Consider the following 26,362-nt stretch of genomic DNA (forward strand, 5'->3'; position numbering starts at 1 on the left):
TGTGTTCTGGGGGGAGGGGTGGATGCCGGGAGGGCGGGCCGCGTCAGCGGGACAGCGCCGTGCGCAGGGCCTCGAGGATCAGCTCGCAGCCGTAGCGGAGCGTTTCGAGGTCCATGGTCAGCGCGGGCAGCAGCTTGAGGACCGCCTTGTCGCGACCGGTCGACTCGACGATCAGCCCGCGTTCGAAGCAGTAGGCCACCACGTCGTCCGCGGCCCGGCGGCCGCCCGCGTGGGTCAGGTCGATGCCGATCGCGTGGCCCTCGGCGCGCACCTCGACGCCAGGCAGCGGGTTCTTCTCCCAGAAGGCGCGCAGCAGTTCGGCGCCGCCCCGGGCGCGGTCCAGGAAGGGCTCGCTGCGCCACAGGTCGAGGGCGCCGCAGGCGGCGACGAACGCGAGCTGGTTGCCGCGGAAGGTGCCCGGGTGGTCACCGGCCTGCCACGAGTCGAAGCCTTCGCGGATGAGCAGGAGCGACATCGGCAGGCCCAGGCCGCTGATGGACTTCGAGACGGTGATGAGGTCGGGGATGACGCCGGCCTGCTCGAAGGAGAAGAAGCCGCCGGTCCGGCCGCAGCCGGCCTGGATCTCGTCGGCGATCAGTACGATGCCGTACCGGTCGCAGATGTCGCGCAGCTGGCGCAGGTCCGCGTCGGGGATGCGGTAGACGCCGCCCTCCATCTGGACGACCTCGAGGATCACCGCCGCGGGTACGTCGACCCCGGACAGGTCGTCGCTGAGGTACTGCTCCAGCAGCTCCATGGTCGGGAACGGGCCGCGGGGGCCGACGGGGAAGGGCAGGTGGGTGACCTCGCCGAGGGCCGTCCCGGCGACCTTGCGCAGCGACAGGTCCGCGGTCGCGGCGAGGCTGCCGCGGCTGACGCCGTGGTAGGCGCCGGAGAACGCGATGACCTGCGAGCGGCCGGTGTGCTTGCGGGCCAGCTTCAGCGCGGCCTCGACGGCGTCGGTGCCGGTGCTGCCGCAGAACTGGAGCCGGTGGTGCAGACCGCGCGGCTCCAGGATCTCCCGGCCGAAGCGCTCCAGGAACTCGCGCTTGGCCTCCGTGTGGAAGTCGAGGGCGTGCAGCAGGCCGTCGCCCTCCAGGTGCGCGATGACCTGGCGCTTGATGTGCTCGTGGTTGTGGCCGTAGTTGAGGGCGCCGGCGCCGGAGAAGAAGTCCACGTACTCCTTGCCGTCCTCGTCGACCAGGGTGGTGCCGCGGGCCGAGGTGAGGAGGGCCGGGAACGCCCGGCAGTACGAGCGGACATTGGACTCTCGGGTCTCGAACACCTGGGTGGAAGAGGCGAGATCTGCCATGACCGTCATCGGGGGTCTCCAATCGGGAGGTGGGAGAGCGGGAGCACCTGGCCGACGGTGGCGGCAGGTGTACGGGCGACGGCGGCGAGCAGCGCGAGGTAGTCGTCGAGCAGCTGCCGGGCGTCGGTGTCGGCGATGCGGTCGCCGTAGTACGACAGGGCGATACGGGGTTCGGCGTCGTCGGTGATGTCCAGGCGGAGCGCGTACTCGGTCTGGTTGCGGGTGCCGTCGCTCTCGGTGCCCCGCTGCACGCTCGCGGACTGCTGGGCGCGCAGCGCCGAGGACACGGGGTAGTTGGCGACGACGACGACCGAGTCGAAGAGGGGTCCGTCGTCGGCCCCCATGCGCTGGAGCGTGCCGGTGGGGACCGAGGTGTGCTCGGCGCCCTCGACGCGGGCCAGCTGGAAGCGGTCGAACAGGGCCGTCAGGGTCTCGTTCCGGTCCACCTCTACGCGGACCGGCAGGGCGGCGATGAACAGGCCGACCGCGCGTTCCAGGCCGTCCACGGCGCGGTCGCGCCCCGCCGAGACCACGCCGACCGTGACGTCGGCGCGCTCCAGGCGCGAGGCGGCCAGCAGGGACCAGCCCGCGCAGGCCAGGGTCGAGAAGGTGTGCCCGTGCTCGGCGGCCCGTTCGCGCAGCGCGTCGGCGACGGCCGGGTCCACCCGGTCCGACACCCGGCTGAAGCGGGACGGACCCAGCCGGCCCGGCTCCGCGGCCAGCCGCGACGGGAGCGCACCGGCCAGCCGGCCCTGCCAGAAGGCCCGGTCCGCCTCGGGGTCGCTGTCCTCGGCGGCGTCGAGTGCGGGGACCGGCGGGAGGCCGGCCTCGCGGCCTTCGAGAGCGGCGAGGTAGAGCGCGAGGAGTTCGTCGAGCAGTACCAGGTTCGACCAGCCGTCGGCCAGCAGGTAGCTCTGGATCTGGCCCAGCCACCAGCTGGACGGGCCGCGGACCAGCCACACCCGCCACAGCGGGGGTTCGGACACGTCGAAGGGCGTGGTGCGTTCGGCCTCCAGCAGGGCGATCAGCTCGTCCGCGACGGCGTCCCGCTCCCGGTCGCCGCGGTCCAGCACCTCGATCACCGGGTCGAGCCGGTCGGCGACGACCGGGGTCCAGTTGCCGTCGCCGTCGCGCCGGAAGCCGGTGCGCAGGGCGGGGTGGCGGGCGCTGAGCTGCTGCCAGGCGGCCTTGAAGCAGTCGGGGTCGATCTCGAAGGGCAGCTCCGTCGTGGACTGCATCTGGTAGAGGCCCGGCACCCAGGCGGTCTCCAGCACGTCGAGCATGTGCTGCTGACCGGCCGTCACGGCGGGTTCGGCGGACCGGGGCCGGCTCGGCCCGGCGGGGGTGGCGGTGGCCTCGTTCTCGTCGATCGCCTTCGCGAGGGCCTCGATCGTCTGGTGGGCGAACACCATGCGCGGCGTGATCTCCAGCCCCGCCCGGCGGGCGGCGCTCACCATGCGGATGACGGCGATGGAGTTGCCGCCCAGGGTGAAGAAGCCGATGTCGACCGGGACGTCTTCGCGGTCCAGTGCCTCCTGCCACAGCGTCACGAGGGCCAGCTCGGTCCCGGTGCTCGCGGCGCGCCCGGTGAGGGCCGTGACCGTGGGCTCCGGCAGCTCGCGGCGGTTGACCTTGCCGTTGTGGGTCAGCGGGAAGGAATCCATGCGGACGAAGGAGGTGGGCACCATGTGCTGGGGCAGCTGTGCCGACAGCTGCCGCTTGAGCTCGGCGTCGTCGGGGATCTCCCCGCCCGGAGGCGCCACCAGGTAGGCCACCAGTGTCTTCGCGCCGTCGCGCGGGCCGTGTGCCGCGACCAGGCAGGAGCCGCCGCCGATCACCTCCCGCAGGGCCGCCTCGATCTCGCCGGTCTCGACCCGATAGCCGTTGATCTTGATCTGGAAGTCGATGCGGCCGAGCAGTTCGAGGTTGCCGTCCGCCATCCAGCGGGCGCGGTCGCCGGTGCGGTACATCCGGGCTCCGGGCACCGGGCTGAACGGGTCGGGCAGGAAGCGCTCGCCGGTCAGCTGGGCCCGGTTGTGGTAGCCCCAGCCGACACCGACGCCGCCGAGGTACAGCTCGCCGGGGACGCCGACGGGCAGCGGGGACAGCGACGCGTCGAGGACGTAGGAGGTCTGGTTGGCCATCGGGGCGCCGTAGGGGATGCTGCGCTGTTCCGGCAGGACCTCCCCGATCAGATGGATGGTCGAGTCCATGGAGACCTCGGTGGCGCCGCCCATGCTCACCAGCTGCGCCGAGTCGATCAGCTGCGCGGTGGCCCGCTGCGGGAGGGCCAGCGGGATCCAGTCGCCGCCGAGCAGCACCAGCCGGATCGGCAGCCGCCCGCCGGCGCGGATCTCGCACTCCTCGACCAGCAGACCGAACAGCGCCGGTACCGAGTGCCACACGGTGACGGACTCGCGCTCGATCGTCTCGATCCAGCGGTGCGGGGAGCGCTCGTCCTCGGGTGCCGGGAACACGACGGTCGCACCCGCCATGAGCGTGCCGAACACGTCGTACGCGCTCATGTCGAAGGCCAGGGCCGAGACGCCGAAGACCTTGTCCCCGGGGCCGACCAGGAAGCGCCGGTTGAAGTCGGTGAAGTTGTTGACGCGACCCCGGTGGTCGAGCAGGACGCCCTTGGGCAGACCGGTCGAGCCCGAGGTGTAGATCAGGTACAGCAGGTCGTCCGGGCGGACCTCGCGCTCGGGCCGGGTCGCGGGGAAGGCCGCGGCGGAGGCGGGGTCGACGGCCGTGACCCCGTCGCCGGCGAGCCGGTCGTCACGGGTGACGACCAGGCGGGCGCCGGAGTCCGCCAGCATCCACTGGAGGCGCTCGGCCGGGTAGCCCGGGTCGAGCGGGACGTAGCCCGCGCCCGTCTTGGCGATGGCGAGCTGGGTGACGACCAGGTCGATGCCGCGCTCCAGGCAGACGCCGACCCGCTCGTGGCGGCCGCAGCCCCGTTCCAGCAGCAGGTGGGCGAGCCGGTTGGCCCGCGCGTCGAGTTCGGCGTAGCCGACCGCCTCCTCGCCGCAGACCACGGCGACGGCGTCCGGTTCCAGGTCCGCCCACTCCTCGAACAGGCCGTGCGCGGTGGCGTGGTCGGGGTACTCCTCGCCCGTCCGGTTCCACTCGTCGACGACCAGCTCCCACTCGGCCGGGGTGAGCAGGTCCGCGTTGTCGACGTGGACGTCCGGGGTCTCGCACAGGCCGGTGAGCAGGCGCCGGTAGTGGCCGAGGAGGCGTTCGGCGGCGGCGCCGTCCAGCACCGACTCGTCGAACTCCAGCGACACCATGACCTCGTCGTCCGTCACCGCGCAGGACAGGTCCAGGGGGAACTTGGCCGTGCCCGAGTGCAGGTGCGTGGGGGTCAGGGACAGGTCGCGCAGCCGCATCTCGTGGCCGGGGCCGTTGTTGAAGACGAACATGGCCTCGAACAGCGGGCTCTCGGCCAGCGTGCGCTGCGGCGCGACCTTGTCGACCAGCACGTCGAACGGGAGCTGGTGCTCCTGCGCCCACAGCGACTCGCGGGTGATCCCGGCCAGCACGTCGGCCAGGCTGCCGCCCCCGGCGGACAGGTCGGCCACCACGGGGACGGTGTTGGCGAAGTAGCCGACCAGGCGCTCGGTCTGCCGGTTCCGGTTGGCCATGACCGTGCCGATGGCGAACCGGGAGGTGCCCGTGTACCGGTTCAGCAGCACCGCGAAGGCGGTGAGCATCACGTTGAAGACGGTCGTACGGTGCGCCTCGGCGGTGCGCTGGAGCTCGCGGCCGAACTGCCCGTCCCACTGGGCGCGGATGCGCCGGCCGGTGCGGGACGTGCCGCGGTCCCCGTTCGGCGACAGCCCGAGCGGCTGGGCCCAGGCCAGCTGCTCGCGCCACTGCGCGGTCAGCCAGCCGTAGTCCGCGGGCTCCTGGGCCCGCTCGTGGGCGGCCGCGTCGGCGTAGTCGATGCCGAGCGCGGGCAGCCGGGGCGAACGGCCCTCGCGGGCCGCGTCGTACAGCTCGGCGAGGTCCTCCAGGAGGACGCCCACCGACCAGGCGTCGGTCGCGATGTGGTGCACGACCAGCGCCAGCAGGTGGTCGTCGGCGGCGATCCGCAGCAGCCGTCCGTGGATCACGGGGCCGGCCGCCAGGTCGAGCGGGCGGGCCGCCTCGCGCTGCGCGGCGGCCACGGCGGCCTCCTCGCCGTCGGCCTCCTCGACCGGCAGGGCCATCGGCCCGGCCGGCAGGACCACCTGCTCCAGGCCGCCGTCCGGCCGCTGCCGGTAGACGGTGCGCAGGACGGCGTGGCGGGCGACGAGCCCGTCGAGTGCGGCCCGCAGCGCGGTGACGTCGAGCGCACCGCGCAGCCGTACGCCGTAGGGGACGTTGTACAGCGGCCGGCCGTCCGCGAGGGACTCGGCGACCCACAGCTGCTCCTGGCCCCGGGACAGCGGGCTGGGCTTGGCGGGGTCGCGGCGGCGGATGGTGCGCGCCGTGGCCCGCTGCCTGCCGCGGGCCAGCAGCAGCGAGGCCATCAGCTCCCGCTTGGCCGCGGACAGGCTCTCGAAGTTCTCCCGCTCGGTGGCGGCTTCGCGGATCATGCGTCCTTCTCCTCGCCGGCCGCGAGGAGTTCGCGGGCCTGGTCGTCGGTCACACCGTCGAGCAGCACCTCGAGTTCGAGGAGCTCGGCCTCGCTCAGCCCGGCCAGCTGGAGTTCCTCCAGGGCCTGTGCGACGCCTCGCACGGTGGGCTGCTCGAAGACCGTGCGCAGCGGCAGTTCGATGTCCGTCTGTGCGGCCAGTTCGGCCACCAGGCGGGTGGCGAGCAGCGAGTGGCCGCCCAGGGTGAAGAAGTCGTCCAGGGCGCCGACCGCCGGGGCGGCGAGCAGCTCCTCGAACACCGAGGCCACGAGCCGCTCGGTCGGACCGGACAGTTCCTCGAAGCGCCTGCGGACCCGCTCGACGGTCACGTCGTCCCGCTGGAGCGCGTTCCGGTCGACCTTGCCGTTGGGGGTGCGCGGCAGCCGGTCGGCGAACACGTAGCCGCTGGGGACCATGTAGCGCGGCAGGCGGGTGCCGAGCGCGGCGGCCAGGACGGCCGGGTCGCGTTCGGTGCCGACGACGCAGGCGACCAGGGTGGGCTCGCCGTCGCAGTCGCGCAGGACGACCGCCGCCTCCCGTACGGAGGGCAGCTCGCACAGTGCCGTCTCGACCTCGCCCGCCTCGATGCGGAAGCCGCGGATCTTGAGCTGGTCGTCGAGCCGTCCGAGGAACTCCAGCCGGCCGTCGCCGTGCAGCCTCGCCCGGTCGCCGGTGCGGTACAGCCGGGCACCGGGGACCGCCGCGTACGGGTCGGGTACGAACCGCTCCGCGGTGGCCCTCGGGTCACCGAGGTAGCCGCGGCCGACCACGGGGCCGCCGATGGCGAGCTCGCCCGGCACGCCGAACGGCAGGCGCCGTCCCTGCGCGTCGAGGACGTACGAGGTCACGCCGGCGACGGGGCTGCCGAGCGGGACCGCCCGGTCGGTGGGCGGCGGTGTGGTCAGCACCGCGAGGTGGGTGTCGTCCGAGCACTCGGCGGGGCCGTACGCGTTGACCACCGGGATCCCGGGGAAGCGGCGCAGCCAGTCCGCGGCGAGGTCCGGCGGCAGTGCCTCGCCGGTGGCGATCAGGAAGCGCAGGCCCGCCAGGTCGCCCTCGTCGGTGCCCTGCCGGCCCGCCCGGTCCGCGTGCTCCAGCAGTGCCCTGATCATGCCGGGCACCAGCTGCAGCACGGTGACGCCGCGCTCCCGGACGAGGGCGAGCAGCGCCCCGGCGTCCCGGCTGGTGGCGTCGTCGCTGACCACGGTGGTCGCGCCGCGCATCACCGCGACGAGCATCTGCCAGACCGAGATGTCGAACGACTGCGAAGCGGTCTGGGCGATGACGTCGCCCGAGGACAGCTCCAGGTCGTGGGCCATCAGCTCCAGGTGGTTGAGCAGTCCGGCCTGTTCGATCTCCACGCCCTTGGGCTCACCGGTCGTACCGGAGGTGAAGATGACGTAGGCGCGCCGCGCCGGGTGCGTCCCGTCCGCGCCCAGCGGACGGTCCGCCGAGGCGGAGTCGTCCAGGACGAGGTGGGTGCCGCGGGCCTCGCCGAGCAGGGCGGCGATGCGGCCCGCCCGCTCGTCGTCGGTGACCGCGACGACCTCGCCCAGCCGGTCCAGCATGGTGGCGATCCGCCGGTCCGGGACGGCCGGGCTGACCGGCACGTAGGTCGCTCCGGCCGCGCCGCAGGCCAGGGCGGCGGCGATGTGCCGGGCGGAGCGGTCGGCGCAGACCACCACGGCCGGCTCGGGGCCGGAGGCCGCCGTGGACAGCCGGTCGGCGAGTGCCGCCACCCGGTCCCGCAGTTCGCGGTACGTCCAGACGGTGCTGCCGTCGATGACGGCGGGGGCGTCCGGGGTGTGCCGCGCCCAGTGCTCCAGCGCCTTGGTCGTGGTCCGCGGCGTGAAGGCCTGCGGGCCGGCGCTCAGGGCGTCCTGGGCCGCGGCCTCGGCGTCCGAGCGCAGTTCCAGGTCGGCCAGGGACCGCTGCGGGCCGGCGGCGATGCTGCCGAGCAGGGCCTCGAAGTGGTCCAGGAGCTGCTCACCGGTCGCCGCGTCGAACAGGTCGGCGTTGAGCTCCAGCGTCGCGTGCAGCCCGTCCTTCTCCTCGGCCAGGTCCAGGCTGAGGTCGAACTTGGCGGCGCCGGCCGGCGTGTGCAGCCGTTCCAGCCTGAGGTCGCCGAGGTCGATCTCCGCGTAGGGCGCGTTGTGCAGGGTGAACATGACCTGGAACAGCGGGCTCATGCTCATGTCGCGGTTCGGCTGGAGCGCGTCCACCACGCGGTCGAACGGGACGTCCTGGTTGGCGTAGGCGGCCAGGGTCGTGGACCGGACGCGTTCGAGCAGCTCGGTGAAGGACTCCTCCGCGGAGAGCTCGTTGCGGAAGACGATCGTGTTCACGAAGAACCCGACCACGTCCTCGATCTCGACCGAGCGGGTCGACACCGGGGTGGCGACGGCGATGTCCGCGGCGCCGTTGTAGCGGTGCAGCTGGGTGTTGAACGCCGCCAGCAGGGTCATGAACAGGGTCGCGTTGTGCTCGCGGCCCACCTGCCGGATGCCGCCCACCAGTTCGGCGTCGATCACCCGGCGGACCGTCAGGCCGCGGTTGGTCATCGCCGCGGGCCGCGGCCGCTGCGCGGGGAACTCCAGCAGCGGCGCCGGCTTGGCCAGCGTCTCGCACCAGAAGTCGAGCTGCGCCTGGTGGTCGCCGCCTTCGACGCGGTCGCGCTGCCAGCTCGACCAGTCGGCGTACTGCACCTCCAGCTCGGGCAGCGGGGAGGCCGTGCCCCGGCGGCGTGCCTGGTACAGGGCCGCGAAGTCGCGGACCACGATCTGCAGGCCCCAGCCGTCGGCGACGACGTGGTGCACGGTGAGGACGAAGACGTGGTCCTCGGCGGAGAGCCGGATCAGGGTCGCCTGCTCCAGCGGGGCCTCGGCCAGGTCGAAGCGGTGCCGTGCGGCCTCGTCGACGAGCTGCGGCCAGCGCTGCTCGGCGCTCTCCTGCGGCTCGTCGCCCAGGTCGACGAACGTGAGCGGCATGGTGATGCCGTCCGCGGGCTCGACGATCTGGCTCACCCGGCCGTTGTCCATCACCAGCCGGGTGCGCAGCACCTCGTGCCGGGCCACCAGCTCGTCCAGCGTCGCGGACAGGGCCTCGGTGTCCAGCGGGCCGCGCATGCGCACCACGGTGGCGCTGTTGTAGGCGCCGGTGTCGCCCTCCAGCTGGTCGAGGAACCACAGGCGTTCCTGGCCGTAGGAGGCGGGCAGCGGTCCGGTGCGGGGCAGGGCGAGGACCGGTTCGGTGGTGTTCGCGCCGCCGGCGGCTCCGTCGATGTGCGCGGCGAGCTCACGTACGGTCTGCTTCTCGAACAGCGTGCGCAGCGCGATCTCGCAGCCGAACACCCGGCGGATCCGCGAGACGACCTGGGTCGCCATCAGGGAGTGCCCGCCGAGGTTGAAGAAGTTGTCCTCGGGGCCCACCTTGGGCGCGCCGAGCACGTCCTGCCACAGGCCGGCCACCAGTTCCTCGGTGGGGGTCAGCGGCGAGCGCGGTCCGTCCTCGTGGGCGCCGGTCACCGAGGAGGGCTCGGGCAGCGCCGCGCGGTCGATCTTGCGGTTGGGGGTCAGCGGGAAGGCGTCCAGCGCGACGACGAACGCCGGGACCATGTAGTCCGGCAGCCGCTTGCGCACGAAGGCCTTCACCTCGTTGCCCGCCGCCTTGCTGCCGGGCCGCGAGACCACGTACGCGACCAGCGCGTTCTCGCCGCTCGCGTCGGTGCGGGCCATGACCAGGGCATCCTGGACGTCCGGCGCGGCGCAGATCACGTGCTGCACCTCGTCGGTCTCGACGCGGTAGCCGCGGATCTTGACCTGGGTGTCGGCGCGGCCGAGCGGGGTGACGGAGCCGTCGGCCAGGTACCGACCGAGGTCGCCGGTGCGGTACATGCGGTCGCCGTCGGTGTCGCCGAACGGGCTCCGCACGAACCTGGCGGCGGTGAGCGACTCGTCGTGGGCGTAGCCCAGCGAGATGTGCGGGGAGCGGATGACGATCTCTCCCGGCTCGCCGATGCCGGCCGGCTGCCCGGCCTCGTTCAGCACCAGCAGCTGGACGTCCTTCATGCCGCGGCCGAGCGGGTAGGTGACGCCCGGGTCGGTGTCGGCGGTCCCGTGGGCCGCGGGGACCACGTAGTAGCCGACCGCGCGCTGCGTCTCGGTCGAGCCGTACAGGTTGACGCAGGTCGCCGAGCCCGCCATGCGGGTGATGGCCCGCACGTCACGGCTGGTCAGCGTGTCGCCGAGGAAGAACACCCGCTCCAGCAGCGGCAGCGTGCCCGGGGCGACCGACAGCTGGTCGAACAGCCGCGCCATCGGGGGCGTGAGGTGGCTGACCGAGACCTGCGCGGTGCGGAACCACTGCGCGAGGCGGCCGGGGGTCTCGACGTCGAGCCGGTCGGGCACGCAGATCGTGGCGCCCGTGACCAGCGGGGTGAAGACCTCGCGGTGCAGCGGGTCGTGGCTGATGCCGGAGAGCATGCTGTAGCGGTCGGTCTCGCGCAGCCGGAACGTCTCCACCATCCACGGCACGAAGTGGGTCAGGGACCCGTGCGCGCCCCGGATGCCCTTCGGCTTGCCGGTGGAACCCGAGGTGAAGGCGATGTACGCGCAGTCCTGCGGCCCGACCTCGACCGCCGGGGCCGGCTCGGCGCCCTGCGGCACCAGGTGCCGGGCGTCCTGCAGCCTGGACGGCAGCTCGAAGCGGCAGCGCAGGGACATCGCCTGGAGCGCGGTGTCCACCGCGAGCGGCACGGCCCCGGCGTCCTCCAGCTGGAGGAAGGCGCTCGGGCGGGCCACCGCGAGGCAGTCGGCGATGCGGTCGGCCGGGTAGCTCGGGTCGAGGATGGCGAACGAGGCACCGGCGCGCAGCACGGACAGGATCGCCCAGACCAGCGAAGCGCTGCGCTCGCCGTAGATGGCGACCACGTCGCCCTTGGCGATGCCCTGCTGGGTCAGCAGGCCCGACATCGCGGCCGTCGCCCAGGACAGGTCGCCGTACGTGAGCTCCTGGCGCTGGTCGCTGATCGCGATCCGCTGGGGTTCACGGGCGGCCCGCCGCTCGAACTGCTGGACCACCGACCCGTACCAGGTCGTGTCCAGCGGTGCGGCCGGGTCGGGCAGCTCGCGGCGCGCCAGCGGCGTGTCGAGCCGCAGCGAGTCGATCGGGCTGCCGCTGTCGGCGACCGCCTGCTCGATGACCCGGATCCACTGGGCGAGCAGCTCGTTCACCGTCGCCTCGTCGAAGCGGTCGGCGGCGTACATCAGGTCGAGCGAGAGCCCCGGCTGCGCGGGGTCGACGTAGAAGGTCAGGTCGAACTTCGCGCCCAGGTCCGGGACGGCGAAGGTGTCGACGGTGAGGCCCGGCAGCTCGGCCTGGTGCGGCGGGATGTTGAGCAGGTTCAGGTAGACCTGGAACAGCGGGGTGGTGCTCAGGTCGCGCTCGGGGGCGAGCTTGCCGACCAGCGTCTCGAAGGGGACGTCCTGGTGCTCGTACGCGTCGAGCGTGGTGGTGCGGACGCGCTCCAGCAGCTCGGCGAAGGTCGGGTTGCCCGACAGGTCGGCGCGCAGCACCAGCGAGTTGATGAAGAAGCCGATGAGGTCCTCCACCTCGCGGTGGCGGCGGCCCGCGATGGGCACGCCGATCGCGAAGTCGCGCTGGCCGGCGAGCCGTCCGAGGGTGAGCTGGAGGGTCGCCGCGAGCACCATGAACAGGGTCGCCCCGGAGGTGGCGGCGAGCCTCTCCATCGCCTCGCGCAGCTCCGGCGTGACGGTCGCCCGCACCCGGTGGCCCTGGGTGGCCGCGGGGGCGGAGCCGCCGCGCGAGGCCGGCAGGGTGAGCGAGGGCAGCGCGTCGAGCTGCTCGCACCAGTACGCGACGGAGGCGTCGAGTGCGCCGGAGTCGAGCTGGTGGCGCTGCCAGCGGGAGAACTGCTCGTAGCTGACCTTGAGCGGGGGCAGCGGGGTGGCCGGCTCGTGGCCGGTCTCCTCGGCGTAGAAGTGCGTCAGGTCCCGCTTGAGGATCTCCATCGACCAGCCGTCGCCCACGATGTGGTGCAGGGTCAGCACCAGCGCCGCGTCGTCGTGGCCGAGCTGGAGCAGCCGGACCCGCAGCAGCGGTCCCGTGGACAGGTCCATCGGCTCCGCCGCCTCGCGTCCCACGAGGGCGAGGGCCTCGGCCACGCGCTCCTCGGCGATGGCGCCGGTCAGCTCGGTGCGCGTGAGGGTGACGTCGGCGCTGTCCAGGACGGCCTGCGTCAGCACGCCCTCGTGGTGGGAGACCACCGTGCGCAGCGTCGTGTGCCGGTCCACCAGACGGGTGACGGCCCGCTGGAGGGCGGCCTCGTCGAGCTCGCCGGTGAGCCGGATCGCGCCGGCCAGGTGGTAGCGCCCGGTGAGGGCGTTCTGGCCGGAGCCGTTCTCGATCTCCTCCAGCAGCCACAGCCGCTCCTGCATCACCGACAGCGGTGCGTCGGTGCCGGTGGCCGCGTGGGTCACGAGCCCGCCGGAGGTGTCGCGGGCGGCCGCGGCGTCGCACAGCGCGGCGTAGTCGCGGAGCACGGGCGCCTCGAACAGGGCCCGCAGCGGGACCTCCCGGCCGAGCTCCTCGTTCACCTGCGAGGTGATCACGGTCGCGAGGAGCGAGTGGCCGCCGATGGTGAAGAAGTCGTCGCCGGCGCCGACCATGTCGACGTCCAGCACCTGGGCCCAGACACGGCCGACGGTCCGCTCGGTCTCCGTCTCCAGTTCGGCGAAGTCGGCGTGCGCGAAGTCGGCGCGGCGCGGGCGCCCGAGACGGTTCGGGTCGATCTTGCCGCCGGGCAGCCGCGGCAGTTCCCCGCGGACCACGAACGCGACCGGGACCATGTGCGGCGGCAGCTCGGCCGCGCACAGCTTCGCCAGCGCCTGCGGGGTCAGCTCCGGGTCGGCGGCCTCGACGTGGGCCACCAGCACCCCGTCGACGCCCCGCACCACGGCCTGCGTCACACCGGACAGGGCCAGCAGCACCGACTCCACCTCGGCGGGCTCGATCCGGTAGCCGCGCAGCTTGATCTGGCTGTCGCTACGGCCGCAGTAGTCCAGGGTCCCGTCGGCGCGCAGCCGGACGAGGTCGCCCGTGCGGTACATCCGGGCGCCGGGAACGGCGGAGAACGGGTCGGGCAGGAAGTGCCCGGCGGTCAGCCCGGGCCGGTCGTGGTAGCCGAGGGCCAGGCCCGCGCCGCCGACGTACAGTTCGCCGACCGCACCGGCGACCACCGGCCGCAGGTCCGCGTCCAGGACGTACGCCGTCCCGCCCGGCAGCACCGCGCCCAGGGAGGCGGGCCGCCCCGGCTCGCACGCGGCGGCCGTGATGACGACGGTGCACTCGGTGGGGCCGTACGCGTTGACGAACCGCCGGCCCGGCTGCCACTGCTCGACGAGCTCGGCGCGGCAGGCCTCACCGCCGGACACCAGGGTCTTGAGCTGCGGCAGTTCACGGACGGGCAGGGAAGCGATCACCGACGGCGGCAGCAGGCACACGGTGATGGCGCGCTCGGCGAGGACGCCGGCCAGCGCCTCGCCGACCAGGGCGTGCTCACGGCCGACGACGCACAGGGTGCCGCCCGCGGCGAGCGTGGAGAAGATCTCCCAGACGGACGCGTCGAAGCTCAGGCTCGCGAACTGGAGCATGCGCGAGGTGGCGTCGATCCCGAAGACGTGCGCCTGGTTCGCCGTGAGGTTGGCGAGCGCGCGGTGGGAGACCAGCACACCCTTGGGGCGGCCGGTGGAGCCCGATGTGTACAGGAGGTACGCGGACGCGTCCGGGTCGGCCTGCGGCAGTGCCGCGGTCTCGGCGGGGGCCTCGCGCAGCGCCTCCTCGACGAGGTCGCGGGTCACCAGACCGCGCGCCCCCGAGTCGGCCAGCATGTAGTCCTTGCGCTCGGCCGGGTAGGCGGGGTCGATCGGCAGGTACGCCGCTCCGCAGCGCTGTGCCGCCAGTACGGCGACGACGGCCTCGACGGACGGCTCGACCGACACGGCGACGACGTCACCGGGGCGCACGGCGAACCGCCGCGCGATCACCCGGGCGACCTGGTCCACCCGCGTGCGCAGCTCGCCGTAGGTCAGGGCGCTGTCGGCGCCCTCCAGCGCGATCGCGTCGGTGCGGCTGTCGGCGACCCGCTCGAACTGGGCCCAGAAGGTGTCGGGCTGCTGCCCGGCGTCCGGCGCGGACGGCCAGCGGTCGAGGGCGGCCGAGGCCGAGGGGGTCTCGACGCGCTCGTCCGGCCGCTGCGCCATCGCACGGGCGGTCTCGCCGAACAGGCGGGCGATGAGCTGCGCGGTCTCGGGCCGCAGCAGGTCGGAGTTGAACTCCAGCCAGCCCGTGAGCGGGCCGCCGTCGTCGGTGATCTCGAAGGTCAGGTCGGTCTTGGCGGTGCCGGTGTACAGCGGCGCCGTCTCGACGCGCAGGCCGGGCAGGGCCGGCGAGGGCAGTGCGCCGCTGCGGACGTCGAGGATCGCCTGGAAGAGCGGGCTGCGGCTCGGGTCGCGGTCCTGGCCGCTCGCCTCCACGATCGCGGAGAACGGGACCCACTTGAACGGCATGGCCTCGAGCGTGGTGGCCCGGGCGTGGTCGACGAGGTCGCGGCCGGTGGCGGCGCCCGGCACCTGGAAGCAGAGCGGGACGGTGTTGACGAAGAAGCCGACGACGTCGTCGTAGGCACCGTCGCCCGGGCGGTTGGCGTCGGGCACGCCGATGACCACGCGTTCCTGGCCGGTCAGCCGGGAGAGGGTCGAGGACATGCAGGCGGCCAGCGTCATGAAGACGGTCGCGCGCTGGTCCCGGGCGAGGGAGCGCAGCAGGTCCGAGTCGGCCTGGCTCAGCGTCAGCGGTACGCGCATGCCGTCGAAGGTCTGCACGGCCGGCCGGGGCCGGTCGAAGGGCAGGTCGAGGGCGAGCGGCGCACCACTGAGGTGCTCGGTCCAGAACTCCAGGCCGCGCAGGCCCTCCGCCGACTCCAGGCGGCTGCTCTCGTCGACCGCCCACTGGGCGTACTCGTGGACGACCGCGGGCGGTTCGCCGGCACCGGCACCCGAGCCGTGGGCGTACAGCTCGGCCAGCTCACCGGCGATGATCTCCATGGAGCGGCCGTCGGAGACGATGTGGTGGAAGGCCAGGAGCAGGGCGTGCTCGTCGGGCCCGAACTCCACCAGGGCGGCGCGCATCAGCGGCGGCCGGTCCAGCTCGAAGACCTGGCGGGCGTGGTCCCCCACGAGTCCTGCCAGTTCGGCCTCGCGCTGTGCGGGGGTGACCGAGGTCCGGTCGAGCACCTCGAAGGGGCAGGTCAGGCCGGTGTGCGCGAAGGGCACGGGGCGGCCGCCCTCGTCCTTGAACCCGGTGCGCAGCGCGGGGTGCCGCTCGACGATCGCGTCCAGCGCACCGCGCAGGACGGTCCGGTCGAGCGTCCCGTACATCCGCAGCACACCCGGCACGACATAGGCGCAGGAGCCCGGGGCGAACTTCTCCAGGAACCACAGCCGGCGCTGGCCCAGCGACAGGGTGGGTTCGACCGCGGCGGGCGCGGCGTCCGGCAGGGCGTCGGCGCCGGCCGGTGCGGTGGAGACGAGTTCGGCGATCCGCGCCGCCTGGGCGCGTACGGTGACGGACTCGAAGAACATCCGCAGCGGCGGTCGTACGCCGAACTCCCGGTGCACCCGGGTGTTGAGGTCGGCCGCGCGCAGCGAGTGGCCGCCGAGCGCGAAGAAGTCCTCGTCGGGACCGACCCCGGCGACCTCCAGCACCTGGCACCAGATGGCGGCGAGCCTGCTCTCCAGCGGCGACATGTCCGCCGCCCCGGCCGAGCGGGACACCTCCAGGGCGAGCTCGCGCAGCGCGTGCGCGTCCACCTTGCCGTTCGAGGTGAGCGGGATCTGCTCCAGGACCAGCAGCCGGCTCGGGATCATGTAGCTCGGCAGCTCACGGTTGAGCCAGTCGCGCAGGCCGTCGGTGCTGACGCCTTCGCCGGTGACGGCGGCGATCAGTTCCGTCTCGCCCGTACCGCGGGAGGCGACCACGGCCGCCTCGGCGACCTCGGGGTGGCGCCGCAGCGCCACGTCGACCTCGCCGAGCTCGATGCGGTAGCCGCGCACCTTGACCTGCTGGTCGGCGCGGCCGACGTAGCGCAGCTCGCCGTCGGCGGAGCGGCGCACCAGGTCGCCGGTGGCGTACAGGCGCCGGCCCGGCTCGGTCGTGAACGGGTCCGGGACGAACCGCTCGGCGGTCTTGTAGGGGGCCGACGCGTAGCCGCGTCCGACGCCCACGCCGCCGATGTACGCCTCGCCCACGACGCCGTCGGCGACGGGCCGCAGCTCGGCGTCGAGGACGTGGATCACCGCGTCGGTCATGTCGGCGCCGATGGACACGTCCCGGGCGCGGGAGACCTGACCCGACTCCGGGCCGAGGTGGGCGACGGTCGAGCACACCGTGGTCTCGGTGGTGCCCCAGCGGTTGTACAGCTCCGCCTGGCCGTGGTCGGCCGCGAACCACTGCGCGAGCTTGTCGGGGTGCGCGGCCTCGCCGCCGATGAGGATCGAGCGCAGGGCCGGCGGCACCTGCGCACCGGCCTCCAGCGCGGTGACCAGTACGTGGAAGAAGGCCGTGGGAATGTCGAGCAGGGTGAGCCGCTGCTCCTCGCACCAGGCCCAGAACCGCTCCGGCGAGCCCAGCACCGACTCGTCGCGCAGCACCAGCGTCGCGCCCCGGGTCCAGGCGGAGAAGATCTCCTCCAGGCAGGGGTCGAAGGTGAGCGGCGCGAACTGCAGCACCCGGTCGCCTTCCCGGACGTCGAAGGCGTCGAGGAAGGACAGCAGGTAGCTCAGCAGCGACCGGTGCTCGATCTGCACGCCCTTGGGGCGTCCGGTCGAACCGGAGGTGAAGATGACGTAGGCCAGGTTGTCGCCGGTGACGGCGAGCGCGGGGCGGTCCTCGGACAGGTCCGCGCCGGACTCCTCGTCGACGCGGGTCGCGGTGCCCAGGGAGCCCGCGAGCTCGGCGGTCGCGGCGTGGCACAGGATCCGCGCGCAGCGCGCGTCGCCGACCATGTCGGCCAGACGGGTCTGCGGCAGGGTCGGGTCCAGGGGCACGAACGCGGCCCCGGACTTCATGACCGCGAGCATCGCGACGATCAGCTCGGGGGAGCGCTCCAGGCACAGGCCGACGGTGTCCTCGGTCCCGAGGCCGTCCTGCCGCAGCCGGTGCGCGAGGCGGTTCGCCGCGCGGTCCACCTGGGCGTACGTCAGTTCCACGGCGCCGGAGGCGAGGGCGATCGCGTCGGGGGTGCGGTCGGCCGTCGCCTCGAACAGCTCGTGCACGGAGGTGACGTCGGGCAGGGTGCGGGCCGGGACGTCGGCGCGGGTGAGGGACTCGGTCGCGCCGGCCAGCCGCAGCGCGGAGACCGGGGAATCGCCCTGGACGACGATCTGCTCCAGCAGCTCCAGGAACTGCTGTCCCAGCTGCCCGGCCAGGGCCTCGTCGAAGCGGTCCGAGCGGACCAGCATGTGCGCGAGCAGGCCGCCGTCGGCCGGGATGGCGTGCAGGGTGATGTCGAACTGGGTGGCCAGCTCGCCGGCCGGGAACGGCCGCAGCGTGAGGTCCCCGAGCACCGCGGTGTCGCTGCCCGCGCCGAAGAGCACCGAGGTGACGTCGTCGGCGATGGCGTTGTGCGGCCGCTCGAAGACGACCGCCGTGTTGATCGCGGCCGAGGTGTTGCCCTGGGCGCGCAGCAGCTCGACGAGCCGGCTGACGGGGAAGTGCTGGTGGCCCAGCGACTGCCGCAGCTGCTGTCCGGTGCTGCGGATCAGCTCGGTGACGCTCGTGTGGGCGCCGGGCTCGGCGCGGACCGGAATGGTGTTGGCGAAGTAGCCGAGGGTGCCCCGGAACCGCGCCTGGGGACGGCCGGCCGTGGTGGCGCCGACGACGAAGTCACGCGCACCGCTGTGGGCCGCGACGAGGACCTCGAACGCCGCCATCAGCACCGAGAACACCGTCGTGCCGCTGTCTCCGGCGACCCGCTCCAGCTCGGCGAGCAGCTCGGGGCCCACCGTCACCCGGTGGCTCGCGATGCCCTTGTCCGGCTGCGGACGCTCCCGCACCGGAAGGGTCGGGGCCTGGACGTCACCGGCCAGCAGGTCGAGCCAGTAGCGCTCGTCGGCCTGCCACTGCGGGGAGCGCTCGTAGTCCTGCTGCCAGCGCACGAACTCCTCGTAGCCGACGGCCGCCGGGAGCTCGGGGGTGCGCTCGTGCAGCAGGTCGCCGTAGACGGTGGTCAGCTCTTCGAGCAGGGTCACCACCGACCAGAAGTCCGTGATGGCGTGGTGCTGCGCCAGCACCAGGACCGGTGCGCCGCAGCCGGTGAACAGCTTGGCGCGGGCGACGTCGCCGTGCTCGATGTCGAAGGGGGCGAGGGCGCACTCGTCGACGCGGGCCCGGAGCACCTGCTCCGTCTCGCCCGTCAGGTCGACGACGTCCAGCTCGAACGGGACGGAGGGGTCGATCAGGTGCGCGCGCCGGCTGCCGTCGCTGCCGAAGCTGGAGGTCAGGATGGGGTGGCGGGTGCCGATGTGACGTACGGCGGCGGACAGCACGCCGACGTCGACCGGCTCGGGCAGCCGGACGGCCACCGAGACGTTCTGCAGGGAGTCGGGGCCTTCGAGTTCCCGCATGAACAGCAGCGACTGCTGGCCGGCCGACAGCGGTACGGCGCCGCCGCGCTGTCCGGGCTCCTGGCGTACGGGTGCCTCGGGGGCGGTGCGCGACTGCTCTTCGATCGCCGTGGCGACCTCGCGCAGGCTGAGCGGCTGGAGCAGCAGGCTCGGGTCGGTGACGACGCCGAGCTGCTCCTCGATCCGGAAGGCGAGGTCGACGGCGGCCAGCGAGTCGAGGTCGAGCTCGGCGACCATGGTGGCGGGCGCGTCGCCCTCACCCCGGCCGACCAGGCTCAGAGCGCGCTCGATCGCGTCGACGCGCTGCTCGGGGGAGAGCTCCAGCAGCTCGGCGCGCGGCGGGAAGACGAGCCCCCGCCGCTCGCCGCGGGCCGGGGCGGCCGCGGAGCGGCGGTACAGCTCGCCCTCGACCTGACCGGCGGTGTACGCCGTCCGGCCGGCCAGGCGCTGGATCTTGCCGCTGGAGGTCTTCGCCAGGCTGCGGGCGCTGAGCAGGACCACGTCGAACAGGGCGATGCCGTGCTCGTGCTGGACGGCGGCGGCGATCGCGTCGGCGATCCGGGGCAGTTCCTCCTCGGAGGTGGTGGCCGCGACCTCGTGCAGGATCACGCACTCCTCGCCGTTCGCGGTCTCCACCGAGAACGCCGCGCCACAGCCGGGGCGGGCGAACTTCGAGGCCGCTACGGCGGTCTCCTCCAGGTCGTGCGCGTAGAGGTTGCGGCCGCGCACGACCATCATTTCCTTCAGGCGGCCGGTGACGTACACCTGCTCGTCCAGGACGAAACCGAGGTCGCCGGTGCGCAGGTAGGGCTGCGGGTCGTCCGCCAGGCGGGCGCCGAAGGACGCCTCGGTCGCGGCCTCGTCCTCCCAGTAGCCGGAGGCGACGGAGGTGCCGCGCACCCACAGCTCGCCCACCCCGCCGGGAGCGACGCGCTCACCGGATCCCGGGTCGACGACGGCGAGTTCGTGCCGGTCCGCGACGCGGCCGGAGGACACCAGGCGGTCCCCGTCCGCGCGCGGCTCGGCGCGGCCCTGCTCCAGCGCCGCGCGGTCGATGCGGGTGCTGTGCGCACCGCTGCCGCGGCCGCTGCCCGCCACGAACAGGGTGGCCTCGGCGAGGCCGTAGCACGGCAGCAGTGCGGACTTGTCGAAGCCGCTGCCCGCGAACGCCTCGGCGAAGCGGTCCATGGTGCGGTGGCGGACGGGCTCGGCCCCGCAGAAGGCGACCCGCCAGGAGGACAGGTCGAGGTTCTCGCGCTCGGCGGGGGTGCTCTTGTTGACGGCGAGGTCGAAGGCGAAGTTCGGGCCGCCGCTGACGGTCGCACCGCGCGAGGCGATGGCCTCCAGCCAGCGCATGGGCCGCCGCATGAACTCCAGCGGGGACATCAGGACCGTGGAGATGCCGGTGAGCATCGGCTGCAGTACGCCGCCCAGCAGGCCCATGTCGTGGTAGAAGGGCAGCCACGAGACGGTCAGGTCGTCCGTGGAGAGGCCGAAGTTGCGGGCGATGGTGGAGCCGTTGGACAACAGGTTCTGGTGCGTCACCACGACGCCGCGCGGCGTGCCGGTCGAGCCGGAGGTGTACTGGAGCAGGGCGATCGAGTCGGAGCTGAGGACCGGCTCCCGCCAGTCGTCGGCGCCCTCCAGCATCGCCTCCTCGGTGACCACCCAGGGCAGGCGGGCCAGCTCGGGCGCCTGGTCGAACAGTTCGTGGGTGAAGGCCTGCACCAGGCTGTCCGAGAGGACGATCTCGGCACGGGAGCTGCGCACCACCGCGCGCAGCCGGGGCAGCGTACGGGCGACCCGCATGGGGTCCGGCGGGTACACGGGGACCGCGACCATGCCGGCGTAGAGGGTGGCCACGAAGCCCACGACGAAGTGCTCGCCGGGCGGGTACAGCAGCATGACCCGCGCACCCGGCTTCGCCCGCTCCAGCAGGGAGACGGCTATCGCCCGCGCACGTCTGTCGATCTCGACCATGCTGAGTTCGGTGTCGACACCGCCGGCGTCGGCGAGGAATTCGTAGCTTACGTCGGTACCGCGCTCGGAAACGTTCCGGCGGATGACATCAACGACAGAGTTGTTTGCGTACATAGACCGTTCTCGCATTGGCGTGGAGTTCTGGAGCCCGGACGGGTTGGAGCAGGCCTGTGGGCACATCGCGGGTGGCGGAACCGACGGCAGAAGGGGTGGCCGTCGGTTCCGCCCGGGGAATCGCGGTCAGTAGCCGGCGATGGGCCGGCGGTGGCAGATGGCGCGGACCCGGTCCTGTACACGTGCTTGTACGGCGGGGTCGAGCGCGTAGGTGGTGTTGGACGTGTTCTCGGTGGCGGTCAGCACCTCGAAGACGAGGTCCGCGACCTCCGCGACGTCGGCGACGTCGAAACCGCGGGCCGCCATGCTGTTGCTGCCGAAACGCACGCCCGACGTCACCATGGCGGAGTGGGCGTCACCGACGATCCGGTTCTTGTTGACGAGAACGCCGCACTTCTCGAGTGCCTTTTCGGCATTGACGCCGGTGATGCCGAACGACGTCAGGACGTCGGCCACGACGATGTGGTTGTCGGTGCCGCCGGAGATGACCCGGACGCCCTGTCCCATGAGCTGGTCGGCGAGCGCGGCCGCGAGGGAGCGCACCCGGTGGATCGTCGCGGTGAACTCCGGAGTGGTCGCCGCCCCCAGGGCGTATGCCTTCGCGGCGATGCTGTTCACCACCGGCGCGCCCTGGATCAGCGGGAAGAGCCCGCTCTGCAGGGTCTGCTGGAGAGTCCGGCCGTTCGGGAGCACGGTGTCGGCCGAGTCGCCGAGCAGGATCAGCCCGCCGCGCGGGCCGTAGAGCTGCTTGTGCGTGCAGGTGGTCACGACGTGGGCGTGGGCCAGCGGCGACGGGTGCAGGCCGGCCACGACCAGACCGGCGATGTGGGTGATGTCGGCGAGCAGGTACGCGCCCACCTCGTCGGCGATGGCGCGGAACGCGGCCCAGTCGAGCGTGCGGGGGTAGGCGGTGGTCCCCGCGACGATCAGGCGCGGACGGTGCCGGTGGGCCTGTGCCCGGACCTCTTCGTAGTCGATCAGCCCGTCGGGCCCGAGGCCGTAGCTGTGCGCGTCGAAGACCCGGCCCGAGATGTTGACCTTGGCGCCGTGGCTCAGGTGGCCGCCGGCGTCGAGGTCGAGGCCCAGGATCGGGTCGCCGGGCTTGAGCAGCGCGTTCATGACGACCTGGTTGGCGGTGCTCGCCGAGTGGGGCTGGACGTTCGCGTAGCGGGCGCCGAAGGCCTGCTTGGCGCGCTCGACCGCGAGTTCCTCGACCTTGTCGACGTTCACGCAGCCGGCGTGGAACCGCCGGCCCGGGTAGCCCTCGGCCGTGACGTTGGCGAAGAAGCTCCCTTCGGCGAGCAGCGCCGCGGGGGTCACCGGGCTGCACGAGGCGACCAGGGCGAGGGTCTCGCGCTGCCGGTGGAGCTCGTCGTCCAGCAGCCCGTACAGGGCCGGGTCCCCGAGCTCCATGGAGTGCAGGGCGTTTTCGTAGAAGGACGACAGCGGCGCGGTCGGCGCGGTCGGAGCGGTGAGCGTGGGCACACCTACGGCGTGGGCCATGGAGTCGGATCCAAACTGTGAGGGCGGCGGTCGTCAGGGGAGGGGCTGGTCAGAAGTTCGGAGTCGAGAGCATCGCCGCGACCTTGCGGTCCGGGTCCTCGAAGCCGCGCCGGCCGTGCATCACGCGCTTGTTGTCGATCATGACGACGTCACCGGCCTCCCACTGGAGGTCGACCCGCACCTCCTCGGTGGCGTCGAGCGCGTCCCAGCGGACGTGCTGCGGGATGGTCGATCCGTCCTCGAACGTCACGATCGCGCCCGAGCCCAGGTAGCTGTTGCACAGCGTGGGCGCGTCCACGTAGGGCGCCTGCGGGACCGCGGAGACGGTCCACTTCCAGTTGAGGTTGCCGGCGTCGTCGAAGTCGTACTCGAAGTCGTCGAACGTGGCGAACAGCGCCTCCAGCTCGGCGCGGTCGGCCGTGCCGAACACGCGCTCCTGGTGTTCCGGGGCGGTCGGGAACGGGAGGCGCCAGGTCAGCCGGAGCTTGTCGAACAGCTCACGGGTCTCGGGGGCGAGCCGCTTGTACGCCTCGACGCCGTCGTAGACCGTCGTCTCGCCGTCCTCGTCGGCCGGCCGCACGCAGTAGAACCACTGGAGGCCCGGGTGCAGCGGGCAGTAGCTCATCTCGGAGTGCGCCGGAATGGGATTCCGGTGCGCGTCGACCAGCAGGACCGCACCGTCGTCGGAAATCGTCTCGCGGTTGGGGTTCTGGTGGAAGAAGAGCTTCGACGAAAACCTCTGGACGAGTGCGCGGAAATCATCGGGAGTGGCACCGAAACCGCGGAACATCAGCGTGCCGTGCTCCTTGAAGAGCTCGGCGATCTCGGAGTGCGGAAGTTCGGCGAGGGGGAGATCTGCGCTTTCGATCACCAGACCGTGGTGACCGGAAAGGGGAGAGGTTTTGAAGGGGGTTATCGCCATGAGAATTCCTACGTTAAGAGAGGCCCTGACATTCGATCACAACCGTGACGTTAGACGGGCCGCTAGCCGGTGGGCAATATCGGGATCCTGGACGGATCCGGTCAATGCCGGGGGCGTGTCATTCCGTCCAAGGACTGTTGCGCGTGATGTCCCCTAAACAGGTGTCACGGCTTTCGGGGGCGTGTGTCATCGCCGTTCTGGGGTGAACATGGGAAGCCGACCGGTACATGCGGTACCACCCCGTCCCGGCAATGGAAGGAAATGCGGTGAAGGATGACCTGGGCCTCACCGGCGTACGTGGCCGGCCCGCAGAGATCTGGTGCGAGGTGCTCGCCGTGGACCACGTCGACGACGGCACGGCTCTGCCCGTGACCACAGGGAGAGCACGTGCTGCTTGACGCGCCCCCGGCGGTCCCGGTGCTCGGTCCGGCCGACTGCCACGTCTGGTGGGCCGCTCTGGACACGGTCACCGACGACTGCCTGGCCCTGCTCGACGGGGCCGAACAGGAGCGGATCCCGCACCTGCGCAAGACGGAGGACCGACAGCGGTTCATCGCCGGCCGCGCCCTGCTGCGCACCGCCGCGGCCGGCTACCTCGGCATTCCGCCGAGGCGGCTGGAGGTGGTCGCCAACTGCCCCGACTGCTCCAGGAACCACGGCAAGCCCGAACTGCCGGGCACCGGGCTCCAGGTGTCGGTGTCGCACTCGGGCGACCGGGTGGTGGTCGCCGTCACCCGGGCAGGTGCGGTCGGGATCGACGTCGAGGAGATCAGCACGTCGGTGTCACCGGCGGAACTGCTCCCCTACGTGATCGGGCCGACGGAACCCCGTACGCCCGCCCACGCCACCCCGGGCGGCTTCCACCGGATGTGGACCCGGAAGGAGGCCGTGCTCAAAGCGACGGGCCAGGGGCTGCGCGTGCCGTTGTCCGAGGTCGGCGTGTCGGCTCCGGAGGAGGACCCGAGGGTGCTGTTCCTGGGAGGTCCGGCCGCCAGGCCGGCCGGGGACTTCGTGCTGGCCGACCTGGAGGCGGGTGCGGGCCGTGCGGCCGCGGTCGCGGTGATCGGCGCCGGGCCGCTGGCGTTCACCGCCTACTCCCGGAGCCGTCCCTCGGCCGTGGCCTTCAGTTCGGGGCCGCTGCGGGCTGCGGTGCCCGGGCGCTGAGGGGCCTCATGTCCGTCCACGCCTGCTCGATGTGCTCGAGGCACTGCTCCCGGTCGCCGCGGAAGCCGTCCGGCTCCCAGCCGGCCGGCAGTTCGCGGTCGGCGGGCCAGAGCGAGTACTGCAGTTCGTGATTGCGGACCACGAGATGGGTGCCGGTGCCTTCGGACGTCATATCTCCACCTGCTGTCGTTGTCGGGGTTCGGTGTGCGCGGACTGGGTGCGCGGGGCGGTCAGGGCGGCGCGGACCAGCTGGGCCTTGTTGTGCGCGCCGAGTTTGGAGCGGATGCGCTTCACGTACGTGTCGACCGTGTGCTGGCTGATGCCGATCCGCTGGGCCGCCTGGTCGTGGGTGCAGCCCTCGACGAGGTGCCTGAGCACCTCCCGCTCCCGCGGGGAGAGCGTGGCGACACCCTGCCGGGCGACGGTTCCGGCACCGGCCCGGGCCGGTCCCGGGCCGGCCACCCGCCGGATGGCGTCCACCAGCAGCAGGGGCGCGTCGTCGAACGGATGGGTCTCGCCCATCCGGTCCGGACCCGTGTCCCGGCCGGCGGCGGTGCCGTCGGCGGTCAGCAGGACCGTCCGGGCGGCGGGCACCCCGGCCGTCCCGGGCGCGGGCCCGGGCAGCTCGTCGAGCAGGCCCAGGTCCAGCACCAGGCAGTCGACCGTGCCGGACGCCACCGCGAAGGGCGTGTCCGTGGCGAACGCGACCTGGATGTCGGCCTCCGCGTCGAGCAGGTAGCGGATGCCCAGCAGGGCCAGCTGGTTCCGGACGAAGATCCCGGCACGCACCATGTCGACTCCCCGTCTGCGCTGGTTCCGGTCCACTCCGGCTGTACGTGGCCAAATCTTCACGACCGGCGCACGGACCGGAAGACCACTCCGGTGGCCCATTGGGGCCCTGGACGCAAGGGGACATCCGGGCGCCGGCGCGGACCGGCCGGGGCCGTGGGGGTACGACGAGGAGACCGCCCTACGAAGGGACGGTCCGGGTACGGCGAAGGGGCGCGGCGGCCGGGAAGAGGGGCGGTCCGCAGCGCGTGCGACGGTTCAGCGGTTGTCCGAGAGCCAGCCGTTCTGCACCGCTCGGACGCCCGCCTCGAACCGGCTGCGCGCCCCGAGCCGGGTCATCAGCTCGGAGGCCAGCCGCCGCGCGGTGCGCGGCGAAACCCCGAGCCGCTTGGCGATGGTCTCGTCCGTGTGGCCCTCGGCCAGCAGGACCACGACCATGGACTGCTGGTCGGTGAGGCCCTGGTCGTCGGCCCTGCTCTCCTGGTTCAGCGGCCGGGCGCTGTTCCAGACGCTGTCGAACAGCGCGCACAGCGCGGTCAGCGTGCCGTGGCCGGTCAGCACCACGGCGCCCTCGGCGCTGTTGTTGCTGTTCACGGGGATGACGGCGGCCTTGCGGTCGACGACGATCATCCGGGTCGGCAGCGTCGGCACGGTGCGCACCTCGCCGCCCAGCTTGGACAGCCAGCTCACGTACTGGAGGGTGTGCGGGCTGTTGCTGGCGCTGTTGAGGTAGACCGTCCGCATCCGGACACCGCGCTCCAGCAGCTCGCGGTTGAGCGGCTTCGCGGCCTCGATGTGCTCCGGCCGCTGGGGCCCGTCCGGGGCGAAGGTCATGACCTCTTCCCGCGTGTCCCGGGTGAGTGCCGCGAGCCGGTCGCGGATCTGGTCGATCCCGGTCAGGCGCTCGCTGTGCGGGCGGGTGTCGGACGGCCGTGATTCCGCGAATTCCGCGATCAGCAGGGCCGCGGCGGCCCGCGAGTCTTCCAGCCGTTTCTGGTGCGCCGCGAGCTCGGCCTGCTGACGTGCCATCAGCATTTGGAGACCGACCTCGGGCGATACGGGCCACAGTTCGCCCTCGCGGTCGTAGGAGGGTCTCAGCAGGGCCAGTTCGCTCAGGGTGTCCAGTCCGTAACGGACCTGCTCAGGAGCCAGTTCCAGCCGCTCGGCGAGCTCCGCCACGCCGTCGTGCGGTCTGGCCAGGAGGCCCCGGTAGACGGACTCGGCGATGGAATCGAGACCAAGCGACTTCAGCACG

At 72.7% G+C, this 26,362-nt stretch carries 10 protein-coding genes; 2 read left to right on the forward strand and 8 right to left on the reverse strand.

Annotation, left to right across the window (positions count from 1 at the left end; all coding sequences use genetic code 11):
* Positions 1-43 precede the first annotated feature (43 nt).
* The 5 genes from ACFV0Q_RS00435 to ACFV0Q_RS00455 all read right to left on the reverse strand — a co-directional run bounded on the left by ACFV0Q_RS00435 (position 44) and on the right by ACFV0Q_RS00455 (position 23,103).
* A complete protein-coding gene (locus ACFV0Q_RS00435) occupies positions 44-1,321 on the reverse strand; it encodes a diaminobutyrate--2-oxoglutarate transaminase (protein WP_384998092.1) in 1,278 nt (425 codons plus the stop codon).
* Positions 1,318-5,895 (reverse strand): amino acid adenylation domain-containing protein, encoded by a 4,578-nt coding sequence (locus tag ACFV0Q_RS00440; RefSeq protein WP_384998095.1) that lies wholly within the window; start codon positions 5,893-5,895, stop codon positions 1,318-1,320. Before ACFV0Q_RS00440 ends, ACFV0Q_RS00435 begins: the two co-directional genes overlap by 4 nt.
* Positions 5,892-20,729 (reverse strand): amino acid adenylation domain-containing protein, encoded by a 14,838-nt coding sequence (locus tag ACFV0Q_RS00445; RefSeq protein ID WP_384998098.1) that lies wholly within the window; start codon positions 20,727-20,729, stop codon positions 5,892-5,894. Before ACFV0Q_RS00445 ends, ACFV0Q_RS00440 begins: the two co-directional genes overlap by 4 nt.
* A 126-nt stretch (positions 20,730-20,855) precedes the next feature.
* Positions 20,856-22,232 carry a serine hydroxymethyltransferase gene (gene glyA, locus ACFV0Q_RS00450; RefSeq protein ID WP_384998102.1) on the reverse strand — a complete coding sequence of 459 codons (1,377 nt, stop codon included), beginning with the start codon at positions 22,230-22,232 and terminating at the stop codon, positions 20,856-20,858.
* A 49-nt stretch (positions 22,233-22,281) separates the two neighbouring features.
* On the reverse strand, positions 22,282-23,103 hold the full coding sequence (locus ACFV0Q_RS00455) for a TauD/TfdA family dioxygenase (protein WP_384998105.1): 822 nt from the start codon (positions 23,101-23,103) through the stop codon (positions 22,282-22,284).
* A gap of 317 nt (positions 23,104-23,420) precedes the next feature.
* Between ACFV0Q_RS00455 and ACFV0Q_RS00460 the strand changes: the two genes are divergently transcribed.
* Together ACFV0Q_RS00460 and ACFV0Q_RS00465 are read left to right on the forward strand one after the other, a co-directional pair.
* Entirely contained in the window at positions 23,421-23,552 is a 132-nt protein-coding gene (locus ACFV0Q_RS00460; RefSeq protein WP_384998108.1) for a hypothetical protein, read from the forward strand.
* Positions 23,542-24,318, forward strand: a complete 777-nt coding sequence (locus ACFV0Q_RS00465; protein ID WP_384998111.1) for a 4'-phosphopantetheinyl transferase family protein — start codon at positions 23,542-23,544, stop codon at positions 24,316-24,318. The genes ACFV0Q_RS00460 and ACFV0Q_RS00465 overlap by 11 nt, the downstream gene beginning before the upstream one ends.
* On the opposite strand, the gene ACFV0Q_RS00470 is transcribed toward ACFV0Q_RS00465, so the two are convergent.
* From ACFV0Q_RS00470 to ACFV0Q_RS00480, 3 genes are all read right to left on the reverse strand, one after another.
* Positions 24,278-24,490, reverse strand: a complete 213-nt coding sequence (locus ACFV0Q_RS00470) for an MbtH family protein (protein WP_384998114.1) — start codon at positions 24,488-24,490, stop codon at positions 24,278-24,280. The two genes, ACFV0Q_RS00465 and ACFV0Q_RS00470, sit on opposite strands and share 41 nt — an antisense overlap.
* A complete protein-coding gene (locus ACFV0Q_RS00475) occupies positions 24,487-25,110 on the reverse strand; it encodes a response regulator transcription factor (RefSeq protein ID WP_384998117.1) in 624 nt (207 codons plus the stop codon). Before ACFV0Q_RS00475 ends, ACFV0Q_RS00470 begins: the two co-directional genes overlap by 4 nt.
* A 255-nt stretch (positions 25,111-25,365) precedes the next feature.
* Entirely contained in the window at positions 25,366-26,361 is a 996-nt protein-coding gene (locus ACFV0Q_RS00480) for a LuxR C-terminal-related transcriptional regulator (protein WP_384998120.1), read from the reverse strand.
* Position 26,362: the final 1 nt, after the last annotated feature.

The sequence above is a fragment of the Streptomyces sp. NPDC059564 genome, assembly GCF_042735575.1.
GTDB lineage: Bacteria > Actinomycetota > Actinomycetes > Streptomycetales > Streptomycetaceae > Streptomyces.

Excerpts from the sequence above, each read along its gene's own strand:
- ACFV0Q_RS00435 (WP_384998092.1), bottom strand. The coding sequence starts at position 1,321 with ATGACGGTCATGGCAGATCTCGCCTCTTCCACCCAGGTGTTCGAGACC.
- ACFV0Q_RS00440 (WP_384998095.1), bottom strand. The coding sequence starts at position 5,895 with ATGATCCGCGAAGCCGCCACCGAGCGGGAGAACTTCGAGAGCCTGTCC.
- ACFV0Q_RS00445 (WP_384998098.1), bottom strand. The coding sequence starts at position 20,729 with ATGTACGCAAACAACTCTGTCGTTGATGTCATCCGCCGGAACGTTTCC.
- glyA (WP_384998102.1), bottom strand. The coding sequence starts at position 22,232 with ATGGCCCACGCCGTAGGTGTGCCCACGCTCACCGCTCCGACCGCGCCG.
- ACFV0Q_RS00470 (WP_384998114.1), bottom strand. The coding sequence starts at position 24,490 with ATGACGTCCGAAGGCACCGGCACCCATCTCGTGGTCCGCAATCACGAA.
- ACFV0Q_RS00475 (WP_384998117.1), bottom strand. The coding sequence starts at position 25,110 with ATGGTGCGTGCCGGGATCTTCGTCCGGAACCAGCTGGCCCTGCTGGGC.